At 65.8% G+C, this 18,162-nt stretch carries 16 protein-coding genes and 1 tRNA gene; 14 read left to right on the forward strand and 3 right to left on the reverse strand.

What is annotated here, in order from left to right:
* Positions 1 to 281 precede the first annotated feature (281 nt).
* A complete protein-coding gene (gene accD, locus IFT63_RS03735; RefSeq protein WP_042615364.1) occupies positions 282 to 1,157 on the forward strand; it encodes an acetyl-CoA carboxylase, carboxyltransferase subunit beta in 876 nt (291 codons plus the stop codon).
* Positions 1,157 to 2,521, forward strand: coding sequence for a phosphoglucosamine mutase (gene glmM / locus IFT63_RS03740; protein WP_192083285.1), 1,365 nt, complete (start codon positions 1,157 to 1,159; stop codon positions 2,519 to 2,521). Before accD ends, glmM begins: the two co-directional genes overlap by 1 nt.
* A 58-nt stretch (positions 2,522 to 2,579) precedes the next feature.
* Here the strand turns inward: glmM and IFT63_RS03745 are convergent, their stop codons facing one another.
* The 3 genes from IFT63_RS03745 to IFT63_RS03755 all read right to left on the reverse strand — a co-directional run bounded on the left by IFT63_RS03745 (position 2,580) and on the right by IFT63_RS03755 (position 6,553).
* Positions 2,580 to 4,460 (reverse strand): sulfatase-like hydrolase/transferase, encoded by a 1,881-nt coding sequence (locus tag IFT63_RS03745; RefSeq protein ID WP_192084120.1) that lies wholly within the window; start codon positions 4,458 to 4,460, stop codon positions 2,580 to 2,582.
* 97 nt (positions 4,461 to 4,557) lie between these two features.
* On the reverse strand, positions 4,558 to 5,415 hold the full coding sequence (locus IFT63_RS03750; RefSeq protein ID WP_192083286.1) for a polysaccharide deacetylase family protein: 858 nt from the start codon (positions 5,413 to 5,415) through the stop codon (positions 4,558 to 4,560).
* Complete coding sequence (locus IFT63_RS03755; protein WP_192083287.1) at positions 5,408 to 6,553, reverse strand: glycosyltransferase family 4 protein; 1,146 nt, start codon at positions 6,551 to 6,553, stop codon at positions 5,408 to 5,410. Before IFT63_RS03755 ends, IFT63_RS03750 begins: the two co-directional genes overlap by 8 nt.
* 302 nt (positions 6,554 to 6,855) lie before the next feature.
* Between IFT63_RS03755 and IFT63_RS03760 the strand changes: the two genes are divergently transcribed.
* The 12 genes from IFT63_RS03760 (at position 6,856) to nuoH (ending at position 18,158) form a co-directional block, all read left to right on the forward strand.
* Positions 6,856 to 7,791 carry an isopenicillin N synthase family oxygenase gene (locus IFT63_RS03760; protein WP_192083288.1) on the forward strand — a complete coding sequence of 312 codons (936 nt, stop codon included), beginning with the start codon at positions 6,856 to 6,858 and terminating at the stop codon, positions 7,789 to 7,791.
* Positions 7,792 to 8,374: 583 nt separating this feature from the next.
* The gene (tpiA, locus tag IFT63_RS03765) at positions 8,375 to 9,130 is read left to right on the forward strand and encodes a triose-phosphate isomerase (RefSeq protein ID WP_192083289.1); all 756 of its coding nucleotides are present in this window, start codon (positions 8,375 to 8,377) and stop codon (positions 9,128 to 9,130) included.
* 28 nt (positions 9,131 to 9,158) lie between these two features.
* Positions 9,159 to 9,614: a preprotein translocase subunit SecG gene (gene secG, locus IFT63_RS03770; protein WP_042614959.1), complete on the forward strand. Its 456-nt coding sequence runs from the start codon at positions 9,159 to 9,161 to the stop codon at positions 9,612 to 9,614.
* 51 nt (positions 9,615 to 9,665) lie between these two features.
* A tRNA-Leu gene (locus IFT63_RS03775) sits at positions 9,666 to 9,750 on the forward strand.
* Between the two features lie 116 nt (positions 9,751 to 9,866).
* A complete protein-coding gene (locus IFT63_RS03780) occupies positions 9,867 to 10,223 on the forward strand; it encodes an NADH-quinone oxidoreductase subunit A (RefSeq protein WP_042614960.1) in 357 nt (118 codons plus the stop codon).
* Entirely contained in the window at positions 10,214 to 10,768 is a 555-nt protein-coding gene (locus IFT63_RS03785) for an NADH-quinone oxidoreductase subunit B (RefSeq protein ID WP_042614961.1), read from the forward strand. The genes IFT63_RS03780 and IFT63_RS03785 overlap by 10 nt, the downstream gene beginning before the upstream one ends.
* Before the next feature lie 33 nt (positions 10,769 to 10,801).
* Complete coding sequence (locus IFT63_RS03790) at positions 10,802 to 11,548, forward strand: NADH-quinone oxidoreductase subunit C (protein ID WP_042614962.1); 747 nt, start codon at positions 10,802 to 10,804, stop codon at positions 11,546 to 11,548.
* An 89-nt stretch (positions 11,549 to 11,637) separates the two neighbouring features.
* Entirely contained in the window at positions 11,638 to 12,867 is a 1,230-nt protein-coding gene (locus IFT63_RS03795; protein WP_197974278.1) for an NADH-quinone oxidoreductase subunit D, read from the forward strand.
* Positions 12,868 to 12,964: 97 nt separating this feature from the next.
* On the forward strand, positions 12,965 to 13,492 hold the full coding sequence (gene nuoE, locus IFT63_RS03800) for an NADH-quinone oxidoreductase subunit NuoE (RefSeq protein WP_042614963.1): 528 nt from the start codon (positions 12,965 to 12,967) through the stop codon (positions 13,490 to 13,492).
* A gap of 3 nt (positions 13,493 to 13,495) precedes the next feature.
* Positions 13,496 to 14,836 (forward strand): NADH-quinone oxidoreductase subunit NuoF, encoded by a 1,341-nt coding sequence (gene nuoF / locus IFT63_RS03805; protein ID WP_042614964.1) that lies wholly within the window; start codon positions 13,496 to 13,498, stop codon positions 14,834 to 14,836.
* Complete coding sequence (gene nuoG, locus IFT63_RS03810) at positions 14,833 to 17,067, forward strand: NADH-quinone oxidoreductase subunit NuoG (protein ID WP_192083290.1); 2,235 nt, start codon at positions 14,833 to 14,835, stop codon at positions 17,065 to 17,067. The genes nuoF and nuoG overlap by 4 nt, the downstream gene beginning before the upstream one ends.
* Positions 17,064 to 18,158: an NADH-quinone oxidoreductase subunit NuoH gene (gene nuoH, locus IFT63_RS03815; RefSeq protein WP_042614966.1), complete on the forward strand. Its 1,095-nt coding sequence runs from the start codon at positions 17,064 to 17,066 to the stop codon at positions 18,156 to 18,158. Before nuoG ends, nuoH begins: the two co-directional genes overlap by 4 nt.
* Positions 18,159 to 18,162: the final 4 nt, after the last annotated feature.

Here is an 18,162-nt window from a genome sequence, read left to right on the forward strand (position 1 = left end):
AGGACACGCCGTGAACCCGTCCTTGGGGGCTCGCTGTTGCCATCCATGGCAACACACGGTCCTGCACAGCCACCCCGCCCCACCTTCGACAGGTTCCTGATGGCCTTGGTAGCGCCGACCCATGGTCGGCGGATCATGGCGGCGGGGTGGTGGATGGCGTGGTTTTGCTGCAAACGTACGCCGGGGCACGGTTTTATGGGGGTGCACGGGTGGGGAAGGGCTGAGCTAGACTGTCGGCCTTTGCGGCCTTCGGGCCGCCCTGAACGGAAGTAGCAACCCGCATGAGTTGGCTCAGCAAGTTGATGCCGTCGGGCATCCGCACCGACAACGTCCCCAACAAGAAGCGCAGCGTGCCCGAAGGCCTGTGGGAGAAGTGCAGCAGCTGCGGCAGCGCGCTCTATGGCCCGGAGCTGGAAAAGAACCTGGAGGTCTGCCCCAACTGCGGGCACCACATGGCGATCCGCGCGCGTGCGCGGCTGGCTTCGCTGTTCGACGCCGACAGCATGACCGAGATCGCCGCGCGGCTGGGTCCGAATGATCTGCTGAAGTTCAAGGACCAGAAGAAGTACGCCGAGCGCATCAAGATCGCGCAGAAGAATACCGGCGAGTACGACGCGCTGATCGCCATGCGCGGCCTGCTCAAGGGCCGTCCGCTGGTCGCGTCTTCGTTCGATTTCGCCTTCATGGGCGGTTCGATGGGCTCGGTGGTCGGCGAGCGTTTCGCGCTGGCGGCGGAAACCGCGCTGGAGATCGGTGCACCCTACATCTGCTTCTCCGCCAGCGGCGGCGCGCGCATGCAGGAAGGCCTGTTCTCGTTGATGCAGATGGCCAAGACCTCCGCGGCGCTGGGCAAGCTGCGCGCTGCCGGCCTGCCGTATATTTCGGTGCTGACCCATCCCACCACCGGTGGCGTGTCGGCATCGTTCGCGATGCTCGGCGACATCAACATCGCCGAGCCGCAGGCACTGATCGGTTTTGCCGGTCCGCGCGTGATCGAGCAGACCGTGCGCGAGAAACTGCCGGAAGGCTTCCAGCGCTCGGAGTTCCTGCTCGAACACGGTGCCATCGACCAGATCTGTGATCGTCGCGAGCTGCGCGACCGGCTCTCCGAGCTTCTGGCGATGATGCGCCGCGAACCTGCGCCGACGGAGGCTTGATGGGAACGCGCAAGTATTTCGGCACCGACGGTATCCGTGGCCGGGTCGGCCAGGGCGTGATCTCGGCTGATTTCGTACTGCGGCTGGGCAATGCGTTCGGCCGCGTGCTGCTGGCCCAGCAGGCGGCGGGCAACCGTCGCCCGATCGTCGTCATCGGCAAGGACACGCGCATTTCCGGTTACATGTTCGAAGCGGCGCTGGAAGCCGGGCTGGTTGCTGCGGGCGTAGACGTGCAGTTGCTGGGGCCGATGCCCACGCCGGCTGTTGCCTTCCTGACCCGAACGCTGGGGGCGGACGCCGGCATCGTGATCAGCGCCTCGCACAACCCGCATCATGACAACGGCATCAAGTTCTTTTCCGCCCAGGGCGAGAAGCTGGACGATGCCACCGAACTGGCGCTGGAAGCGGGCATCGATGAGCCGTTCACCACCGCCGAATCGGAAAAGCTGGGCAAGGCGATGCGTGCGCGCGAGGCGATCGGCCGCTACATCGAATTCTGCAAGGCCAGCGTGCCGCGCGACTTCGACCTGCGCGGCGTCCGGCTGGTGCTGGATTGCGCGCATGGCGCGACGTACCACATCGCACCGCTGCTGTTCCGCGAGCTGGGGGCGGAGGTGATCGCCATCGGCGCGGCGCCGGACGGGGTCAACATCAACGACGGCGTCGGCTCGACCCACATCGACAACCTGGCGGCCAAGGTGCGCGAAACCGGTGCCGACCTGGGCATTGCCTTCGACGGTGACGGTGACCGGGTGCTGATGGCCGACGACCAGGGCAACCCGGTCGATGGCGATGACCTGCTGTTCATCCTGGCCCGCGCCTGGCAGGCCCATGGCCGCCTGCGCGGTCCCGTGGTGGGCACGCTGATGACCAACTTCGGGCTGGAACAGGCGCTGGAAAAGCTGCAGATTCCGTTCGTGCGCAGCAACGTCGGCGACCGCTACGTGCACCAGGCGCTGGTGGAAGGCGGCGGCGTGCTCGGCGGTGAGGCGTCGGGGCATCTTCTGTGCCTGGATCGCGCCACCACCGGCGATGCCATCGTCAGTGCGCTGCAGGTGCTGGTTGAACTGCGCCGCAGCGGGCAGAGCCTGCGTGAGGCCCTGCAGCCGCTGTCCCGGGTGCCGCAGAAGACGGTCAATGTGCGGCTCGGCGACGTGTCGGCCAAGGCCACCGTACAGGCTGCAAGCGTGCAGCAGGCGCTCGTCCAGGCGCAGCAGGCGGTGGCCGGCCGCGGCCGCGCGTTCCTGCGCCCGTCCGGCACCGAGCCGGTGGTGCGGGTGACTGTGGAGGCCGATGAGGCCACGCTGATGCAGGAAACGCTGGATCGCTTGTCCGATGCAGTGAAGGCCGCTGCTGCGGCCTGACCCCGTTCCGCAGCGCCGCCGGGCATCGGCGGCGTGCGCGGAGTGCGCAGGATGTGCCTCAGCGTCGGCGGAAGCGGGTCAGTTCGTCCCAGGCTTCGCGCAGGCCGGCGCTGTCTGGCTGCTGCACGGGCAACGGCAGGTAGTCCGGCCCCAGTGCCGTGCTGTTGCCGAATTTGTCGAACACATAGGTATCCGGACCCTGGCGGATGCCACGCTGCGACCAGCTTTCCACCAGCAGCGAACGCGGTGCCATCGGTGCCGGTGCCAGCAGGTCCTGGCCGGTGCTGAAGTCTTCGAGCGGGTTTTCGCAGCCCAGGGCATGCCGCATCAGCGTCGGCACCCAGTCCTCATGCGAACTGATGCGCGCCTGCCTCGATGCCGTCATTCCCGGCCAATGCAGCACGAACGGCACCTGCAGTTGGAAGTCGGAGAAATTGCCGTTGTGGCCCCAGTAGTTCAGGCCGAGGTCGTTGAATTCTTCGGCGTGGTCGCCGGTGACCAGCACGATGGTGTTGTCCTCCACGCCGGCTTCGCGCAGTGACTGCAACAACTGGCTGACCAGGCTGTCCGCATAGTGGACGGCGGTGCGGTAGCGATTGCGCTCCGGGGTGGCATCGTGGTCCTGGTCCAGCGCCAGGAAGTTGATGTCCTGGGCCATCGGCGTGTCCAGCGCAGGGTATCCCTTGGGCAGGTGGTACGGCGCATGCGTGGCATCGAGGAAGGCGAAGCCGAACCACGGCGTGCCGGAGGGGGTCGCGGTGATTTCCGCACGCAGCGTGTCGACCACGTGGCGGTCACGTTCGGCCACGCTGAGTGCCGCCGGTGCGGTCTGCAGCAGCTCCCGTACGTCGGCGAAGGCGGTGCGGTCGAACTCCGGGCTGTACAGCGGCGCGCTGCCATGCAGGTACATCGCATAGCCCTGCTGCTTGAGCACGTCGAACAGGACCGAGCCGCGCTGCTCGCCCAGCATCGGCTGCCAGTAGCCGCCGGGCAGGCCGTACAGCAGGCCGAACAGGCCGAAACGGGTGGCGTTGCCGGTGCTGTAATGGCGGTCGAACACCTGCGATTGCCGGGCCAGCGCCCAGGTGCCGGGCATCGTCTGTGGATCCAGTGCGTCGGCGCGCAGCGATTCCAGCACTACCACCAGCACGTTCGGTCGCCGGTGGCTCTGGCAACGCAGCGGGGCGCTCGGGTAGGCCAGTTCACTGAGCTTCGGATCGGTCAGTGCGGCGGCGCGATCGACCACCGGCACGCCCATCGCACGCATCTGCCGCTTGGCCGTGATCGGCTGCGCCCAAGGCAGGTAGGCCCACTGGCTGATCACCGCGCGTTCGCCGCGTGCGTCGTAGTAGGCCGTGGCGATCTGGCCTGCGGTCATCAGCACGGCCGCTGCCGTCCACCCGGCCAGCACCCAGGCGCGACGCGGACGCATTGGCAGCAGCCGCCAGCAGCCCCAGGCCAGCAGCGCCTGGGCAGCGAACACCGCCGCGACCACGCCGGCAACCTGCAGCCAGTTGCTCCAGGACAGGCTGACCTGGTCCTGCATGGCGCCGCCGAACACCATGTTCAGCACCATCGCATTGAGGTGGAAGCGATACAGCGCGAAGACCTTGGCATCCACCAGCAGCAGGCACAGCCAAAGGCCCTGCATGACCACCGCCGTGATCGTGAGCGGCCGCGCGCTGCGCGTCCACAGGCCCACCAGCAGCGCCGGCAGCATCACCAGCGCGCCGAAGGCAAGGAAATGACCGGGTACGGCCAGGGTCAGGTACAGCTTGCCGAGCATTCCGCCGGGATTGGACATCCATGGGATGTTGGCCGCGCTGATGCCGATCGCCAGCACAGCGCCCACGGCGGTCATCAAGCTCGCCCATGCAAGGCGCTGCCACTGCGGGAATGAGGTGGGGGAAGAGGGGCGTGCAGGCATCGAGGGGTTCATCGTGCAGGGGAGGGCAGCACGCAGGCGTCTGTCGTGGAGGGGGCGCATTGTATCGGCTTGTATCGCTGCGCCGATGGCCGCTGCCGGAAGGCGACGCTCAGGGGCCGGGGGGCAGGCCCTTGCGACGGGCCTTGAAGCCGTTGAACAGGGGAGCCAGTGCCGGCAGGTAGCTGCAGGCAATGCGCCTGCGCAGCCACGAAGCCGGGCGGTCGCGCACGGCGAAGCGATAGATGTGCCCGGCGTCGCCCCCGATGCGGTTGCGACCGAACGGGTGCGTCGTATGCAGGTAACGGAATCCATGCGCGCGGGCGATCTTTACGTGGTCCGCGTCGAAGTCGCCGTAGGGCCAGCACAGTGTGTCCGAGACGCTGCCCAGTTCCTGCTGAAGCACCTGGCGTGCTTTGGCCAGATCGGCATCCAGCCCGCTTCTGCGCTGGCTGCGGTCCAGGTCCGCGCGCTGCAGCCAGCGCGTGTGCGAGTGCGTGTGGCAATGCACTTCAAAGGTGCCGGCGGCGATGGCCGCGCGTGCCTCGTCCCAGCGCATCATCACCTGGTCGGCCTGCCCTTGGCGGAATATCGCCTCTTCGCATCCACGATGGTCCGGCGTGGCGGGCAGCAATGCGCCGGAGTGACCCGCGTGCGGACGTACCGGTCCCTGGCCCATCCAGCCGGTGACGACGAAGACCACGGCATGCATGCCATGTGCCTGCAGGATCGGGTGGGCGTACACCCAGTTGTCCAGATAACCGTCGTCGAAGGTGATGACGATGGACTTGCGCGGGACCGGCTTGCCCACCAGGAAGCCGGCGTACTGATCCAGTGTCAATGACGTCCAGCCGGTGTCGGCGAGCCATGCGATCTGGCTTTCGAAGTTCGCCGGGGACACGGTGATCATCCCCGGCGAAGGGCTGACGTGATGGTGCATCAACACCGGCACGCTGTGGGCCTTACGCATGTCCAAGTTCCTCCAACCATTGGTAGTAGCAGGCTTCCGTCGCGCGGCAGTGCCCGACGGGGCTGAATCGTTCGTCGCGGCGCATCCAGTCCCAGCCGGCACGGCCCATCTGCCTGCGCAGCCCCGGCTGCTCGACCAGGCGTTGCAGGGCCATGGTCAATGCGGCTGGATCACCCGGCTCGACCAGCAGCGCGTTGGAACCCTCGCGCACCATCTCCGGTACGCCGCCAACGCGCGTGGCCACGATGGGCACGCCGACGAAGGCGGCCTCCAGGAACACGGTGCCGGCCGCCTCTTTGTGCGTGGCCAGGGCAAACACGTCCAGTCCTGCCATCAGGCGCTGCGCGTCGGAACGGTGACCCAGCAGATGCACCTGCCGCTGCAGCCCCAGCCGCTGGCTGGCGGTGCGCAGTTCGGTCATGACCGGCTCGCCATCGCCGATCACCACCAGGTGAAGCGAGGGATGGGCGTGGCAGAGCGGCGCGATGGCGTGCAGCAGGTCCATGTGGCCCTTCGGGCGACGAAGCACCGCGACGCAGCCGACCGCCACATCACCGGCGACGAATCCAAGCTCGGCCCGCACCCGGGCGCGGGTATCCTGCAGGCACTGCCAAGGATCCGGTCCGCGTACACCCTGCCATTGCGGTGGAATCGCGATGGGCGGTACCACGCCGATGCGCCCCTCCTGGATGCCCCGCGCGACCAGCTGCTGCTTCACGAAACGGCTGACGGTCAGCACGCGGTGGGGCAGGCCGGTGTAGGTCAGCAGCGAGTTCACCGGACTCATCAGGTGGCGCGAGCGCACCACCAGCGGCGCGCGCGCCAGGCGTGCCCCGGCCGCGGCGATAAGGGCGTCGCGGCGGCTGGTCGTGTTCACTACGTCGAAGCGATGCGACCTTACCAGCGCGGCTACCCGGTCGATGCCCCGCAGCAGCCGGACCAACCCGCCCATCCGCAGCCGGTGCACGATGAATCCATTGGCTTGCGCCAATGCGCCCAGGCGGGCGCCTGGCTGGCATAACAGCGAGACATCATGGCCGCGCGCCCGCATCGCGATCATGTGGCGGAAGATGTAGATCTCCTGGCCACCCAGGCCCATCGCCGCTTCGGTATGCAGAATGCGCAGGGGACGTTGCATGTGAAGCCAGTGCACGCGTTCGGGGCAGGGAGGCCAGCGTGACGCGGAAGATGCGGGCGCTTGGGCGGCGGAGCGTGCGCCGGAGATCAACGATGTTCACTGCGACATACGGGGGCGATATCGGCCGGGTCGGTGGGGTGTTCCGCGTGGCCCGTCGTGCCTGATGCGACACGGTGGTGGCGCGCCTGGGGCAGCCTGGGAGGCAACGTGCCGCAGCCTGATCTGTCACAATGCGGGCACGGAAACGCGGCCCCTGGGCAGCGTGTGCCGCTGTCCAGACCCATGACCAACCAGGTACCGTTGTGAGCCAGATCCCCACCCTCGACATCACCCGCTTCGACAGCGACCGCGAGGCCTTCGTGGCCGAGCTGGGCGCCGCCTACCGCCAGTGGGGCTTCGCCGGCATCCGCAACCATGGCATTCCGCAGGCCGACATCGACGCGGCCTACGACGTCTTCAAGGCCTTTTTCGGGCTTCCGGAAGAGGTCAAGCGCCGTTACCACGTCGCCGGCAGCGGCGGCGCGCGTGGCTATACCCAGTTCGGTGTGGAAACGGCGAAGGGCTCCAGCCACTTCGACCTGAAGGAGTTCTGGCACATCGGGCGCGAGATTCCCGATGATTCCAAATACCGCGAGGTGATGGCGCCGAACCTGTGGCCGAGCGAAGTGCCGGAGTTCCGTGAGCGTGGCTATGCGTTGTACCAGGCGTTGGACCACCTGGGTTCGCGGGTGCTGTCTGCCTTGGCGCTGCACATCGGCCTGCCGCAGGATTTCTTCGCCGACAAGACCAACAACGGCAATTCGATCCTGCGTCCGATCCACTACCCGCCGATCACCACCGACGACATCCCGAACGTGCGCGCGGGCGCCCATGGCGACATCAATTTCATCACGCTGCTGGTCGGCGCCAGTGCCGCTGGCCTGGAGGTGCAGTCGCATGATGGCAAGTGGGTGCCGTTCACTTCGGATGCGGACACCATCGTGGTCAACATCGGCGACATGCTGCAGCGCCTGACCAACCACGTGTATCCCTCGACGATCCATCGCGTGGTCAATCCGCCGGGCGAGCTGGCACGCCAGCCGCGTTATTCGGTGCCGTTCTTCCTGCACCCGAACCCGGATTACCTGATCGACGTGCTGCCCTCGTGCATCACCCCGGAAAACCCGAGCCGGTATCCGGAGCCGATCACCGCCCATGGCTTCCTCGAAGAGCGCCTGCGCGAGATCAAACTGAAGTAGTGCCGGCCGCTGGCCGGCAATCAGGCAACAGCAACGTCAACGTCAACGTCAAAAGCTGCAGGGCTGTGTGTTGGGGGGGCGGGGTGGCTGTGCAGGACACGCCGCAAGTACGTCCGTGTAGGCCCGCTTTTCGCATCCATGCGAAAAGACGGTCCTGCACAACCACCCCGCCCCGCCCTCGACAGGTCCCCGGTGGCCCCGGTAGCGCCGACCCATGGTCGGCGGAATGTTCCCGCCAACGGCCCGCTGCGCTCGCCGACCATGGGTCGGCGCTACCGCTTTTTCTTTCTTTTCATACGCGGCTGGCGGCACCCGGAACCTGTCATGGGTCGGGTGGTGGGGCTGGGCGGGGGCGTTGAGCGCCATGGATGGCGCGAAACGAGGCCCGCATGGATGCAGCTTTTGCCGTCCCCCGACCAGCCCCGCCGCCCGGCCCCCAAGCACGTAGCCAGCAACAGCAGCCAGCCGCGAGGGGGTCTCACCCGTTCGACTACCCGCAAACAAGATGTAACCGGTTACGGCCCAACGGCGGATAATTTCATTCGTTATCATGTCCGGCTGATACGAAACGGAGCCACCGCCCATGCGCCGCAAGATCGTCGCCGGAAACTGGAAACTGCACGGAACCCGTGAGTTCGCCACCACCCTGGTCACCGACATCGCCAACGGGGCGCCGGAGCAGGGGGTCGAGCTGGTGATCCTGCCGCCGCTGCCGTACCTGGGCGAACTCGCCGATGATTTCGCCGATACCGCCGTTGCCTTTGGTGCCCAGGACGTCAGCAGCAACGAGAAGGGCGCCTACACCGGCGAAGTCTCGGCCAGCATGCTGCACGAAGTGGGCGCCCGTTACGGCCTGGTCGGGCATTCCGAACGCCGCCAGTACCATCACGAGAGCAGTGAGCTGGTCGCGCGCAAGTTCGCCGCCGCGCTGCACGCCGGCCTGGTGCCGGTGCTGTGCGTGGGCGAGACCCTGGAGCAGCGTGAAGCCGGCCAGACCGAGGTGGTGATCGCCAGCCAACTGGCCCCGGTGCTGGCGCTGGTGGGCGGGCAGGGCTTTGAAAACGCCGTGGTGGCCTACGAGCCGGTCTGGGCGATCGGCACCGGGCGCACCGCCAGCAAGGAGCAGGCCCAGCAGGTGCATGCCTTCATCCGTGGCGAAGTGGCCAAGGTGGATGCTAGAATCGCCGATTCCCTGACCATCCTTTACGGTGGCAGCGTGAAGCCTGACAATGCCGCCGAGCTGTTCGCACAGCCCGACGTCGATGGCGGGCTGGTGGGTGGCGCCTCGTTGGTGGCCGCCGATTTTCTGGCCATCGCCCAGGCGGCGGCTGCAACCTGATTAGAAGTAGTCCGAGGACGGATTCCAGATGCTGATGTTGATCCTCAATGTCGTTTACGTGCTGGTCGCAGTGGCCATGATCGCGCTGATCCTGATGCAGCGTGGTTCCGGTGCCGCCGCTGGCTCGGGCTTTGGTGCCGGCGCCTCGGGCACGGTGTTCGGCGCACGTGGTGCGTCCAACTTCATGTCCAAGTCCACCAAGTGGCTGGCCGTGGTGTTTTTTGGCATCAGCCTGTTCATGGCGTGGTATGCCGGCCATGGCAGCCGCCCGGCCGAGCAGCAGGGCCTCGGCCTGATGGCCGCGCCAGCCGCCAGCGTCCCGGCTGCACCGGCGGGTGAGCGTCCGGCCAGCGTGCCGGCGGCCGCTCCGGTCCCGGTGCAGCAGCCTGCCCAGCAGCCGGTTCCGGCCGCGACTGTGCCGGCTCAGGCGGAATCTTCAAATTCTGGCGAAGAAAAGCAGCCGGAAGGCTCCCAGAAAGACTGAAGACGGTTACAATACGCCGCGCACTGGATAGATAGTCCAGCGTGATCGTAAGCCCAGGTGGCGGAATTGGTAGACGCACTACCTTGAGGTGGTAGCGACTTAGGTCGTAGGGGTTCGAGTCCCCTCTTGGGCACCATTTAGTAAGTAAAGCGGGTACGTCCGGCGCGCTCTGCGCCGGGTAGCGTTGTCCCCGTCCACTCCCCCATGCCAAAGCGCCTGCAGGCGCGGCGGCAGAGGCAAGAGAGAATCGCTGTGCTGGCCGAATATTTGCCGTCTCTGCTGTTTCTGATCGTCGCTACCGGTATCGGCATCACGCTGATGCTGATTGGACGATTCCTCGGCCCACGCCGTCCCGATCTGCAGAAGCTCTCGCCGTACGAATGCGGCTTCGAGGCTTTTGAAGACGCACGCATGAAGTTCGACGTGCGTTATTACCTGATCGCGATCCAGTTCATCGTCTTCGATCTGGAAATCATCTTCATCGTGCCCTGGACCCAGGTCTTCATGGAGCTCGGCGCGCGTTCGCTGGTCACCATGGGCCTGTTCGTGGGCATGCTGTTCCTCGGCTTCATTTACGTCTGGAAGAAGGGAGCGCTGGAATGGGAGTGATCCAAACTCTCGACGGCCTGATGAACAACCCCACCCCGGAAGGGCGGGTTGACGACATCCTGCGACCGGCTGGCGATAACCCGCTGCTGGAAAAGGGCTATGTCACCACCAGTGTCGATGCCCTGTTGAACTGGGCCCGTACCGGTTCTATGTGGCCGATGACCTTCGGCCTGGCCTGCTGTGCCGTTGAAATGATGCATGCCGGTGCCGCGCGCCTGGACCTGGACCGTTACGGCGTGGTGTTCCGCCCGTCGCCGCGCCAGTCCGACGTGATGATCGTGGCCGGTACGCTGGTCAACAAGATGGCCCCGGCGCTGCGCAAGGTCTACGACCAGATGCCGGACCCGAAGTGGGTCATCTCGATGGGGAGCTGCGCCAACGGTGGCGGCTACTACCATTATTCCTATTCGGTTGTTCGCGGTTGCGATCGCGTGGTGCCGGTGGACATCTACGTCCCGGGCTGCCCGCCAACCGCCGAAGCGCTGGTGTACGGGATCCTGCAGCTGCAGAAGAAGATCTGGCGTACGCAGACCATCGCCCGCTGACCCTTCCACACTACAAGAGCGCGCCAAGCCCCCATGGCAGAGCAAGCATCCTTCATCGACCGACTTTCCGCCCGCTTCACCGGCGGCAAGGTCATCGTGGTCGAACCCCGCGGCGAAGTGACGCTGGAAGTGCCTGCCTCGGATTGGCACGCCACCGCGCTCGCGTTGCGTGACGAATTTGGTTTCGAGCAGGCCGTCGACCTGTGCGGCGTCGATTACCTCGGTTACGGTTCTGACGAATGGGACACCGCTGACGTGTCCTCGCAGGGCTTCAGCCGCGGCGTCGAGGGCAAGGGCGCCGGCCGTTTTGCCTGGGGTGAATTCCCCAGCGAAGAAGATGCCGGCGGCGCACAGCCGCAGCACATGCCGACCCAGCGCTTTGCCGTGGTCGCGCAGCTGCGTTCGTACCAGCACAACCTGATGCTGCACCTGCGCTGCTTCGCCCCGAACGAGGGCCTGCCGGTCGTGCGTTCGCTGACCGACGTGTGGCCGGGCCTGAACTGGTTCGAGCGCGAAGCGTTCGATCTGTTCGGCGTGATCTTCGAAGGCCACCCGGACCTGCGCCGCATCCTGACCGACTACGGATTCGTCGGCCATCCGTTCCGCAAGGACTTCCCGCTGATCGGCAACGTCGAAGTGCGTTACGACGAAGAGAAGAAGCGCGTGGTCTATGAGCCGGTCACCTCGGTGGAGCCGCGCGTCGGCGTGCCGCGCGTGATCCGTGACGACGCCCGCCTGCAGACCGCAGCCGGCGAGCGTTCGCAGGAGGCAATGAAGTGAGTGCACAGGTGATCAAGCCGGTCGAACAGGCGCACGGCGCCTTCGCCAGCAATGCTGCCGAGAACCGGCAGGAAATCCGCAATTACACGATGAATTTCGGCCCGCAGCATCCGGCCGCGCACGGTGTGCTGCGCCTGATCCTGGAAATGGACGGCGAAACCATCATGCGTGCCGACCCGCACGTCGGCCTGCTGCACCGTGGCACCGAAAAGCTCGCCGAATCCAAGCCGTTCAACCAGTCCATCGGTTACATGGACCGCCTGGATTACGTGTCGATGATGTGCAACGAGCACGCTTACGTGCGTGCCATCGAGACCCTGATGGGGATCGAAGCGCCGGAGCGTGCGCAGTACATCCGTACCATGTTCGACGAAATCACCCGCATCCTGAACCACCTGATGTGGCTGGGTTCCAACGCGCTCGACCTGGGCGCGATGGCGGTGATGCTGTACGCCTTCCGTGAGCGCGAAGAGCTGATGGATTGCTACGAGGCCGTGTCCGGCGCCCGCATGCACGCGGCGTACTACCGTCCGGGCGGCGTCTACCGCGACCTGCCGGACCACATGCCGAAGTACAAGGAATCGCGCTGGCACAAGGGCAACGCCCTGAAGCAGCTGAACGCATCGCGCGAAGGCTCGCTGCTCGATTTCATCGAAAACTTCACCAACGAGTTCCCGGGCCGCGTCGACGAGTACGAAACCCTGCTCACCGACAACCGCATCTGGAAGCAGCGTACGGTCGGCATCGGCGTGGTCACCCCGGAACTGGCCCACCAGTGGGGCATGACCGGCGTGATGCTGCGTGGTTCGGGCGTTGCGTGGGACCTGCGCAAGAAGCGTCCGTACGCCAAGTACGATGCCGTCGATTTCGACATCCCGCTGGGCAAGGAAGGCGACTGCTACGACCGCTACCTGTGCCGCGTGGCTGAAATGCGCGAGTCCAACCGCATCATCAAGCAGTGCGTGGCGTGGCTGAAGGCCAACCCGGGTCCGGTGATCGTCAACAACTTCAAGGTCGCGCCGCCGTCCCGCGAGGCGATGAAGGACGACATGGAAGCGCTGATCCACCACTTCAAGCTGTTCAGTGAAGGCTACTGCGTGCCGGCCGGCGAAACCTATGCCGCCGTCGAAGCGCCGAAGGGTGAGTTTGGCTGCTACCTGATGTCCGACGGCGCCAACAAGCCGTTCCGCGTGCACCTGCGTGCGCCGGGCTTCGCCCACCTGTCCTCGATCGATTCGATAGTGCGCGGCCACATGCTGGCCGACGTGGTGGCGATGATCGGCACCTACGACCTGGTGTTCGGCGAGGTCGACCGGTGAATCCGGCTGACCTGACCCTCTTTCCTGCAGGCAGCCGGCGCAAGCCGGCGCCGCAGCATATGGAATTCCAAGACATGCATTTCGCTGAGGTCGGCCGATGAAGGCGACAGGTAATTTCGAGGCGGCGCGCGACGTCGATCCGATGGTGGTGCTGAGCGACAAGACCCGTGCTCACATCGATCACTGGCTGTCCAAGTTCCCGCCGGACCGCAAGCGCTCGGCCGTGCTGCAGGGGCTGCACGCTGCGCAGGAACAGAACGCCGGTTGGCTGACCGACGAGCTGATCGCCGGCGTGGCCAAGTACCTGGACCTGCCGCCGGTGTGGGCCTACGAGGTCGCCAGCTTCTACTCGATGTTCGAGCTGGAGAAGGTCGGCCGCCACAACGTGGCGTTCTGCACCAACATCAGCTGCTGGTTGAACGGTGCCGAAGACCTGGTCGCGCACGCCGAGAAGAAACTCGGTTGCCGCACCGGTCAGTCCACCGCTGACGGACGTATCTATCTCAAGCGCGAAGAAGAGTGCCTGGCCGGTTGTGCCGGTGCACCGATGATGGTCATCAACGGCCATTACCACGAGCGCCTGACCGTCGAGAAAGTCGACGAGCTGCTGGACGGGTTGGAGTAAGCCATGGCACATCATCACGCACCCAGTGGTCCGGTCGGTCCCGCACCGCTGCCGCACCAGGTGGTCTACACCACCCTGCATTACGACACTCCGTGGTCGTACGAAAGCTACCTCAAGACCGGTGGCTACGCCGCCCTGCGCAAGATCCTCGAAGAGAAGATCTCGCCGGAGCAGGTCATCGAGATGGTCAAGCAGTCCAACCTGCGCGGCCGTGGCGGCGCCGGTTTCCCGACCGGCCTGAAGTGGTCCTTCATGCCCAAGGGCACGATGCAGAAGTACATCCTGTGCAATTCGGATGAATCCGAGCCGGGTACCTGCAAGGATCGCGACATCCTGCGTTACAACCCGCATTCGGTGGTGGAAGGCATGGCGATCGCCTGCTACGCCACCGGCAGCACCGTGGGCTACAACTACCTGCGTGGCGAGTTCCACCACGAGCCGTTCGAGAACTTCGAGCAGGCCCTGGCCGACGCGTACGCGAACGGCTGGCTGGGCAAGGACATCCTCGGCAGCGGCGTGGACATCGACATCTACGGTGCGCTGGGCGCCGGCGCCTACATCTGCGGCGAAGAAACCGCGCTGATGGAATCGCTGGAGGGCAAGAAGGGCCAGCCGCGCTACAAGCCACCGTTCCCGGCGAACTTCGGCCTGTACGGCAAGCCCAGCACCATCAACAACACCGAGACCTATGCTTCGGTGCCGGCGATCATCCGAAACGGGCCGGAATGGTTCCAGGGCCTGTCGCTGACCAAGAACGGCGGGCCGAAGATCTTCTCGGTGTCCGGCTGCGTGCAGAAGGGGGGCAACTTCGAGGTGCCGCTGGGCACCACCTTCGACGAGCTGCTGGAAATGGCCGGAGGCCTGAAGCCGGGCCGCACGCTGAAGGGCGCGGTTCCGGGCGGCGTGTCGATGCCGGTGCTGAAGGCCGAAGAGCTGAAGGGCCTGCAGATGGACTACGACACCCTGCGTGCCCTCGGCACCGGGCTGGGGTCGGGCGCCATCGTGGTGCTGGACGACAGCGTGTGCTGCGTCAAGTTCGCCTGCCGCATCAGCCAGTTCTTCCACAAGGAATCCTGTGGCCAGTGCACCCCGTGCCGTGAAGGCACCGGCTGGATGCACCGGGTGCTGGAGCGCATCGTCGCCGGCAAGGCCACGATGGAAGACCTGCACCAGTTGAAGGCCGTGGCCGGCCAGATCGAAGGCCACACCATCTGTGCGTTCGGTGAAGCGGCGGCATGGCCCATCCAGGGTTTCCTGCGCCAGTTCTGGGACGAATTCGAGTATTACATCGTCAACGGTCATTCGATGGTTGACGGCAAGAAGGTGGAGGCTGCTGCCGCATGAGCGCGCAACCCGTAACGCCCAACGTGCCACCGGACCACGTCACCGTCGAAATCGACGGCCAGTCGCTGGTGGTGCCCAAGGGTTCGATGATCATCCAGGCCGCCGACAAGGCCGGCATCCCGATCCCGCGCTTCTGCTACCACGAGAAGCTGCCGATCGCCGCCAACTGCCGCATGTGCCTGGTGGACGTGGAGAAGTCGCCGAAGCCGGCGCCTGCCTGCGCCACGCCGGTGATGGATGGCATGAAGGTTGCCACCCGCAGCGAAAAAGCGCTGAAGTTCCAGCGTTCGGTGATGGAGTTCCTGCTCATCAACCATCCGCTGGACTGCCCGGTCTGCGACCAGGGCGGTGAGTGCGAGCTGCAGGACGTATCGCTGGGCTATGGCCGTTCGGTCAGCCGCTTCAACGAGCGCAAGCGCGTGGTGGTGGACGAGGACATGGGGCCGCTGGTGGCCACCGAAATGACCCGTTGCATCCAGTGCACCCGTTGCGTCCGCTTCACCGCCGACGTTGCAGGTACCTATGAACTGGGTGGCATGTACCGCGGTGAGAACCTGCAGATCGGTACCTACGACGGCAAGCCGTTGACCACCGAACTGTCCGGCAACGTGGTGGATGTGTGCCCGGTGGGCGCGCTGACCAACAAGGTGTTCCAGTTCCGCGCACGTCCGTGGGAACTGACCGCGCGCGAATCGCTGGGCTACCACGATGCGATGGGCTCGAACCTGTTCCTGCACGTGCGTCGCGGCGAAGTGCTGCGCACCGTGCCGCGCGACAACGAGCTGGTCAACGAATGCTGGCTGTCCGATCGTGACCGCTACTCGCACCAGGGCCTGTACAGCGAAGACCGTGCGGTCAAGCCGCTGCGCAAGATCAATGGCGAGTGGAAGGAAGTGAGCTGGGCCGAAGGCCTGGCTGCTGCCGCCGACATCCTGAAGGCCAACCAGGGCGACGCCCTGGGCGTGCTGGTACACCCGTCGACCTCGAACGAGGAGGGCGCGCTGCTGGCCCGCCTGGCATCAGGCCTGGGTTCGACCAACATCGACCACCGCATCAACAACCGCGACTTCTCCGACGCGTCCACCGCCGAAGTGTTCGGGCTGCCGCTGGCCGAAATCGAAGGCGCCGACCAGATCGTGGTGCTGGGCAGCAACATCCGCCATGAGCTTCCGCTGCTGCATGCCCGCCTGCGCAAGGCGCAGACCAGCAATGGCGCGAAGATCCACGTGGTCAACCCGGTCGATTTCGACTTCGCCTTCAGCATCGCCAGCAAGCAGATCGTCGCACCGTCGACCTTCGCCGGCGCACTGGAAAACGCTGACCTGCGTTCGGCGGTGCAGGGCGGTCGCAACACCGTGCTGATCGTCGGTGGCATCGCCGAAAACCACCCGCAGGCCGCCGCGATCCGCGCCGCTACGCGTGATTTCGCTGCAGCAACCGGTGCCAAGCTGTGCCGTATTCCGCAGGGCGCCAATGCCATCGGCCTGACCCGCGCCGGCGTGCTGCCGGCCGGCAAGGATGTGGCGGGCATGCTGTCCCAGCCGCGCCAGGCCTACGTGGTCTATGGCCTGGAGCCGGGCCTGGATTTCGCCGACGCCCCCGCCGCCCGCAAGGCGCTGGCCGGTGCCCAGGTGGTGGCCTTCAGCCAGTTCGCCTGCGCCTCGACCCGCGACGTCGCCGACGTGATCCTGCCGATCGGCGCACTGCCGGAAATCGACGCCACGCTGACCAATCTCGATGGTCGCTCGCAGTCGGCACGCGCCGGCGGCAAGCTGCCGGGTGAGGCCCGCGAGGGCTGGCGCGTGCTGCGCGCCCTGGGTGGCGAAATGGCACTGGCCGGTTTCGAGTTCATCGACCTGGCCGGCCTGCGCGCCAGCCTGGCGCCGGTGAGCGTGACCGTCGCCGCTTCGTCGGCCGCTCCCGTGGCCAGCGAAGGCCTGGAAGTGGCTTCGACCGCGGCGATCTACCGCAGCGACGCGGTCGTCCGTCGCGCACCGGCGCTGCAGTCGCATCCGCTCAACACCGCCCCGCGCATCGTGCTCAATGCCACCGATGCCGCCCGCCTGCAGCTGCAGGAAGGCCAGATGGCCAAGGTCGGCACCGATGCCGGCCGCGCCACGCTGCCGGTGGTGGTCGACGCCCGCGTCGCCGTGGGTTCGGTCTGGATTGAATCGGGCCACGGTGCAACCGCACCGCTGGGTGCCGCACGCGTAACGGTGGTGGCTGCATGAACGAATTGCTGTTGAACGCAGTGGACCCGCTGCACCAGTGGCTGCTTGGCCTTGGTGAGATCGGCGCCCTGCTGTGGATCATCCTGAAGATCCTGGTGATCACCATGCCGGTGATCATCTCGGTGGCCTTCTACGTGGTCTGGGAACGCAAGCTGATCGGCTGGATGCACGTCCGCCACGGCCCGATGTACGTGGGCATGGGCATCTTCCAGGCCTTCGCCGACGTCTTCAAGCTGCTGTTCAAGGAAGTGCTGCAGCCGGCCAACGCCCACAAGGTGTTGTTCCTGCTGGCGCCGTTGATCACCCTGGCACCGGCCTTCGCGGCCTGGTCGGTGGTGCCCTTCGATGCGCAGCTGGTGCTGTCCAATGCCAACGCCGGCCTGCTGTACCTGCTGGCGATGACCTCGCTGGGCGTGTACGGCATCATCCTGGCCGGTTGGGCATCCAATTCGAAGTACGCGTTCCTGGGTGCAATGCGCGCCTCGGCGCAGATGATCAGCTACGAAATCGCCATGGGCTTTGCCCTGGTCGGCGTGATGATCGCTTCGGGCAGCCTGAACCTGACCGGCATCGTGATGGCGCAGGCCGGCAACTCCGGCTTCCTGGACTGGTTCCTGCTGCCGCTGTTCCCGCTGTTCGTCGTGTACTGGGTGTCCGGCGTGGCCGAAACCAACCGCGCGCCGTTCGACGTGGTGGAAGGCGAATCGGAAATCGTCGCCGGCCACATGGTGGAGTACTCCGGCGGTGCCTTCGCGCTGTTCTTCCTGGCCGAATACGCGAACATGATCCTGATCAGCTTCCTGATCGCGATCTTCTTCCTCGGTGGCTGGTTGAGCCCGATCCAGGGCTGGGTGAACCCGGGAGCGATCTCGCCGTTCATCGACTGGATCTGGACAGGCGGCTGGCCGTGGCTGTTCATCAAGGTGTTCTTCTTCGCCAGCGCCTACATCTGGTTCCGTGCCAGCTTCCCGCGCTTCCGCTATGACCAGATCATGCGGCTGGGCTGGAAGGTCTTCATCCCGCTGACCATTTTCTGGATCGCGGTCACCGCCTTGATGGTGTTCTTCGGCGTGATTCAAAAGGGTGTCTAACGTA

The sequence above is a fragment of the Stenotrophomonas sp. CFBP 13724 genome, assembly GCF_014841975.1.
Classification (GTDB): Bacteria; Pseudomonadota; Gammaproteobacteria; order Xanthomonadales; family Xanthomonadaceae; genus Stenotrophomonas; species Stenotrophomonas lacuserhaii.